This is a genomic window from Kitasatospora putterlickiae (assembly GCF_039527695.1).
Taxonomy (GTDB): Bacteria; Actinomycetota; Actinomycetes; order Streptomycetales; family Streptomycetaceae; genus Kitasatospora; species Kitasatospora putterlickiae.
Window position 1 is genome coordinate 26,056 of sequence record NZ_BAAAKJ010000313.1, and the last position, 5,972, is coordinate 32,027.

Genomic DNA, 5,972 nt, shown 5'->3' on the forward strand with positions numbered 1-5,972 from the left:
CGGCCGGGACCGGGCGGGGCTCAGTCGTGCGAGAAGGAGATCTTCGGCAGCACGCGGTCCAGCCAGGCGGGCGTGCGCCAGGCGGCGGCCCCGGTGAGGCGGAGCAGGACCGGCAGGAGCACCAGGCGGACCAGCGCGGCGTCCAGGAGGACGGCGACGCCGAGCACGATGCCCATCTCCTTGGGCGGCAGCGGCCCGGACAGGGCGAAGGTGAAGAACACCGCGACCATGACGCCCGCCGCCGCGAACACCACCCGCCCGGAGTGGGCCAGCGCGCCGACCATGGCCTCACGCGGATCGCCGGTGCGCTCGTAGTGCTCCTTGGCGGAGGCGAGCAGGAAGACCGTGTAGTCCATCGCGATGGCGAAGATCATCGCGAAGAAGAACACCGGCGCCCAGCCGTCCAGGAAGCCCTGCGACGTGAAGCCGAGCAGCCCCGCGCCGTGGCCGTCCTGGAAGACCAGCCGGGCGACGCCGAACGCCGCGCCGGTGGACAGCAGGCTGGCGGCCGTGCCGAGCGCCGCGATCAGCGGGGCGCGCAGGGCGACCAGCAGCAGCAGGAAGCCGAGGCCCATCACCACGCCGATGACCAGCGGGGTCTTCTCGGTCAGCAGGTGCTGGAGGTCCAGGTTCTCCACCGCCGCGCCGCCGACCAGCGTGTCGGACGGCAGCTCCGCGCGCAGCGTGTCGACGGTGCGGCCCAGGTCGGGGCTGGACGGGTCCACGGTGGGCACGGCCTGGACGATCGACCAGCCGGAGCCGTCGGCGGCCGGTTGCGCGGGCATCACACCGGCGATCCCGGGGGTGGCGGCGAGGTCGGCGGCGACCCCGGCGGCCCCCTCGGTCGGGGTGAGGATCTGCAGGGCGCCGGGCGCTCCGGGACCGAAGGCCTGCTGGACGGCGGTGTAGCCGGCGCGGGCGCTGGCGTCCTCGGGCAGCACGGTGATGGAGGGCATCGCGGTCCGCAGCCCGATGACGGGCGCGGCCAGCGCGATCAGCGCGGCGAGCGCCAGGGCGCCGTAGCGCAGCGGGTGCCGCCACAGCCGCTCGCCCCAGGCGGCGAAGCGCGGCGAGCGGTGCCCGCCGGACTTCACCCACGGCAGGGCGAGCGCGTCGACGCGGTGGCCGAGCCGGCCGAGGACGGCGGGCAGCAGGGTGAGGGTGGCGGCGAGCACGAACAGGACGGCGAGCATGATGCCGCCGGCCATCGAACGGAACGCGGGGGACGGCACCAGCATCACGGCGGACAGGCTGACCAGGACGGTCGCACCGGACAGCAGGACGGCCTTGCCGGCGGTGTCCATGGTCTCGGCGACCGCCGTGGCACCGGCGAGTCGGCCGTCCTGACCCGGGTTCCGGCGGGCGGCCGCCGCCCGGGCGGCGCGGAAACGGACCACCAGGAACAGCGCGTAGTCGATGCCGAGGGCGAGGGCGAACATCATCGCGAAGTTCATCGCCCAGACGGAGACCGGGAACAGGTGGCTGATGAGGACCAGCGAGCCGGCCGAGGCGGCGAGTCCGGCCATGGTGAGCAGCAGCGGCAGGCCGGCGGCCACCAGGGAGCCGAAGGCGAGCACCAGGATGGCCAGGGTGACCGGCCAGGACATGATCTCGGACTTCATCATGGCGTCGTGGTTGGCCTTGTTGAAGTCGCTCCACAGCACGGACGCGCCGGTGGCGTGGACGTCGACGCCCTCACCCGAGAGGGCGTTCAGCGGGCCCTTGAGGTCATCGGCCGCCCGGACCATGTCGTCGGGGGAGGCCTTGGCGCCGGCGAGCAGCACGGCGGTCCGGCCGTCCGGGGAGACGGTCGCGCCGGGCTGGGGCGCCACGACGGTGGAGACCCGGGGGTCGGCCGCCGCGATTTCGCCCGCTCGGGTGATCACCTGCTGGACGTCCGGCTCGCTGACCGGCCGGTCGGCGGCGACCACGATCTGCAGCGCGGAGGAGGCGTTCCCGGCGAAGTGCTGTTCGGCGACCTGCCGGACCTTCACCGACTCCGATCCGTCGGCCTGCCAGCCGGCCCCGGACAGCGCCGAGGTCACCTGCGGCGCGAAGGCGCCGAGGCCGACGACGACCAGCAGCCAGCCGGCCAGGACGGCCTTGAAGTGGCGGACGGACCAGGTGCCGAGCCGTCCGAGCGGGCCCGGGGAAGGGGCCGGCCCGGGCGGCGCGGTGGTGACCGGCCGGCCCGGGGCGGGGTCCTGGTGCTTCACGGGGTTGCTCCGTTCCTGCTGCGCCCGAACGGGGCGCGAAAATACGGGTGGGGGTATATGGGAGGCCGAAAGGAGGGGCCCGCTCCGGGCGGGCCCCGTCAGGTTCCTGCCGTGTCCGGCCGGTCAGGCGGTGAGCGCGGCCAGCGCGGCGCGCAGCCGGGTGGCCGCCTCGTCGGCGACGGCCCGCAGCCCGGGCTCGCCGGTGACCTGGACCATCAGCTGCGGGTCCATCGCCTCGACGACCGTGCGCCCGCCGTCCGCGCGGACCACGACGTTGCACGGCAGCAGCAGTCCGATGCGCCGGTCCGCCTGGAGCGCGCGGTGGGCGAGCGGCGGGTTGCAGGCGCCGAGGATCAGGTAGTCCTCGATCTCCTCGCCGATCTTGGCCCGCAGGGTGGCGCGGACGTCGATCTCGGTGAGGACGCCGAACCCCTGCTCGGCGAGCGCGGCGCGCACCCGGTCGACGGTCTCGGCGAAGGGCAGGTCGAGGGTGACGGGGATTCCGTACTCCATGGGGTGCTCCATTCCTGGGGGAGGGGCGAGGGGCGAGGGGATCGGGCGAGGGCGGGGAACGGCTTCCTCCGGTCCGGTCCCGCCCATCGGCGGCGTGTCGCCGTCCGTGGCCGTGCACCGGCGCGTGCCGCTGGCCACGATCTTGAACCCGGCGCGGTCGAGGGTGCGGGAGGCGACGGCCGACCGCGTCGCGATGTCGCGGCGCTCCCCGCCCGGCTCAGGCGGCCGCGTCCCAGGCGGCGTAGCCGCCCAGCAGGTCGGCGACCTCGCCGAGGCCGCGCCGGCGCAGCAGGCTGGCGGCGATGGAGGACCGGTGCCCGCCGGCGCAGTGGACGACCAGCGACCGGTCCCGCGGGATCTCCGCGAGGCGGCCGGGCAGCTCGTTGAGCGGGATGTGCACGGAGCCCTCGACGGCGCCCTCCGCGCGCTCGCCGCAGGTGCGGACGTCGATCACCAGCGGGGGGTGGTCGGCGGCGAGCGCGGTGCGCAGCTGGTCGACGGTGAGGCGGGCGGCGGGGGCGAGGTCCTCGGCGAGCGCGGGCAGGCTGGTCCCGGGCTCGGCGAGGTGGCCGACGGTCCGGTCGAAGCCGATCCGGGCGAGGCGGGTGACGATCTCGCCCTCGCGGCCGTCCGGCGCGACGACGAGCAGCGCGGAGTCCGGGTCGAGCACGGCGCCGGCCTGCTCGGCGAAGCGGCCGTCGGCGGGGACGTTGACCGACCCGCGCAGGTGCCCGGCGGCGAACTCCTGCGGGCTGCGGGCGTCGACCACCACCGCCCCGTCGCGCCGGTGGGCCGCGAACTCCCCGGCGGTCAGCGGGCGGTGGGCGAGCGCGGCGTCGAACAGGCCGCGGTCCTGCCGGTTGAGGGCGGCGTCATGGCCGAAGTACCCGGGCGCGGCGGACTGGCCGGCGGTGACGATCGCGACGAAGTCCTCCTCGCTCATCGGCGCGCAGGCGTAGTTGGTGGCGCGCTGCGCGCCGATGGTGGACTGGCGCTCGGTGGACAGGTTCTTGCCGCAGGACGAGCCGGCGCCGTGGGCGGGGAAGACCCGCACCTCGTCGGGCAGGGCCATCAGCCTGTGCTGGACGCTGTGGTGCAGCATCCGGCCGAGCTCCTCGGCCGTGGTGCCCGCCGAGGCCAGCAGGTCGGGGCGGCCCACGTCGCCGATGAACAGCGCGTCGCCGGTCAGCACGCCGTAGGGGACGGTGTCCCCGGAGTGCTCGAACACCAGGACGCTGATCGACTCGGGAGTGTGCCCGGGGGTCTCCATGATCTGCAGGGCGACCTCGCCCAGCTCGATCCGCTCGCCGTCGGCGAGCTCGCGGATCGGGTACTCGGTGACCGCGCGACGCCCGTAGCCGATCCACGCGCCGGTGCGGGCCGCCAGTTCCAGGTGTCCGGCCAGGAAGTCGGCGTGGAAGTGCGTGTTGATCACGGCCTCGACGGTGAACCCGTGCGCCTCGGCGTCGGCGACGTACTCGTCGATGTCCCGGCGCGGGTCGATCACCACGGCGCGGCCGGTGGTCTCGTCGGCGACCAGGTAGGAGGCCTGGGAGAGGCAGTCGAGGTAGTACTGGGCGAAGAACACGTGGATCGCTCCTGCATGCGGTTCCAGGATACCCAGTGGGGTATCCGTCTGACATCCACCATACCCCCGGGGGTAAATTTCGGCGAAGCGGGAAGCCTGGGCCCGCCCCGAGCGCGGGGGGAGCCCCGTCGCCCGATTCGGACGGAAGTTCGGCGCGCGGGCGCTATTGTCAGGAAACTTTACTTTCTACTACGCTCCCCTCGCCGGTGGGCGTGTGCGTGGTGCGCACCGGTGCGCAGCTCTCACCGTTTCCCAAGATCGGGGAGTCAAGGATGCGTCCGGGTGTTTCGGTAAGGCCTGTCCACGTCGGCGTGTTCGCCGCCGTGCTGGTGTTGATCGGCGGTCTGGTGCTCGGCTGGTCCGAGCGGGCGGGAGCGGCGGCCGATCCGCTGATCTCGCGGGGGAAGGCCGCGACGGCCTCCTCCACGGAGGGGTCGTCCTACGCGGCCGGCAAGGCGTTCGACGGCAGCGCCACCACACGGTGGGCGAGTGCCGAGGGCAGCGACCCGCAGTGGCTGCGGGTGGACCTCGGGGCGAACGCCACCGTCTCGCGGGTCAAGCTCAGCTGGGAGGCCGCGTACGCGAAGGCGTACCGGCTGGAGGTGTCGGCGGACGGGGTGACCTGGACCGCGATCGCGGAGGAGAAGGCCGGCAACGGCGGCACGGACGACTGGACGGGCCTGGCCGGCAAGGGCCGCCACGTCCGGATGTACGGGACGGCGCGCGGCACGTCGTACGGCTACTCGCTGTTCGAGCTGGAGGTGTACGGGGCCCTGGACGCCGGACCGTCGCCGACCGGCCCCACCCCCACCGGCCCGTCGGGCGGGGCGTTCACCGTGGTCGCGGCCGGTGACATCGCCGCGCAGTGCACCGCCTCGGACAGCGGCTGCGCGCACCCGAAGACCGCCGCGCTGGCCCAGCGGATCAACCCGCGCTTCTACCTGACGATGGGTGACAACCAGTACGACGACGCCAGGCTGGCCGACTTCCGCGACTACTACGACAAGAGCTGGGGCGCGTTCAAGGCGAAGACCCACCCGGTGCCGGGCAACCACGAGACCTACGACCCCGCCGGCTCGCTGGCCGGCTACAAGTCGTACTTCGGCGCCATCGCCTACCCGCAGGGCAAGAGCTGGTACAGCTTCGACGAGGGCAACTGGCACTTCGTCGCCCTCGACTCCAACGCCTTCGACCAGAGCGCCCAGATCGACTGGCTGAAGGCCGACCTGGCGGCCAACAGCAGGAAGTGCGTCGCCGCCTACTGGCACCACCCGCTGTACTCCTCGGGCGGACACGGCAACGACCCGGTCTCCCGGCCGGTGTGGCGGATCCTCTACGACGCCAGGGCCGACCTGGTGCTCAACGGGCACGACCACCACTACGAGCGCTTCGCCCCGCAGGACCCGGACGGCCGGGCCACCGCGGACGGCATCGTCGAGATCGTCGGCGGGATGGGCGGCGCCGAGCCGTACCCGATCGAGCAGGTCCAGCCGAACAGCCAGAAGCGGATCAGCGGCGACTACGGCGTGCTCAAGCTGGACCTCACCGACTCCGGCTACGGCTGGAGCTACGTCGGCACCGACGGCCAGGTCAAGGACACCGCCCCGACGTACAGCTGCCACTGATGGTGTACCTGGCCACCACCGGCCGCCGGG

General features: G+C 73.7%; 4 protein-coding genes. 1 reads left to right on the forward strand and 3 read right to left on the reverse strand.

Annotation, left to right across the window (positions count from 1 at the left end):
* Positions 1 to 20: 20 nt before the first annotated feature.
* The 3 genes from ABD308_RS29800 to ABD308_RS29810 form a co-directional block, all read right to left on the reverse strand.
* The gene (locus ABD308_RS29800; protein WP_344341656.1) at positions 21 to 2,216 is read right to left on the reverse strand and encodes an MMPL family transporter; all 2,196 of its coding nucleotides are present in this window, start codon (positions 2,214 to 2,216) and stop codon (positions 21 to 23) included.
* Positions 2,217 to 2,339: 123 nt separating this feature from the next.
* Positions 2,340 to 2,729: a DUF302 domain-containing protein gene (locus tag ABD308_RS29805; protein WP_344341661.1), complete on the reverse strand. Its 390-nt coding sequence runs from the start codon at positions 2,727 to 2,729 to the stop codon at positions 2,340 to 2,342.
* A 217-nt stretch (positions 2,730 to 2,946) separates the two neighbouring features.
* Complete coding sequence (locus ABD308_RS29810) at positions 2,947 to 4,317, reverse strand: MBL fold metallo-hydrolase (protein ID WP_344341664.1); 1,371 nt, start codon at positions 4,315 to 4,317, stop codon at positions 2,947 to 2,949.
* Between the two features lie 311 nt (positions 4,318 to 4,628).
* Here ABD308_RS29810 and ABD308_RS29815 point away from each other — a divergent pair, with 311 nt between their 5' ends.
* On the forward strand, positions 4,629 to 5,942 hold the full coding sequence (locus tag ABD308_RS29815; RefSeq protein WP_344341667.1) for a discoidin domain-containing protein: 1,314 nt from the start codon (positions 4,629 to 4,631) through the stop codon (positions 5,940 to 5,942).
* The last annotated feature ends 30 nt before the right edge of the window (positions 5,943 to 5,972 follow it).

What these genes read in the sequence shown, in the direction of transcription:
- ABD308_RS29805 (WP_344341661.1), bottom strand. Translation starts at nt 2,729, where the DNA reads ATGGAGTACGGAATCCCCGTCACCCTCGACCTGCCCTTCGCCGAGACC.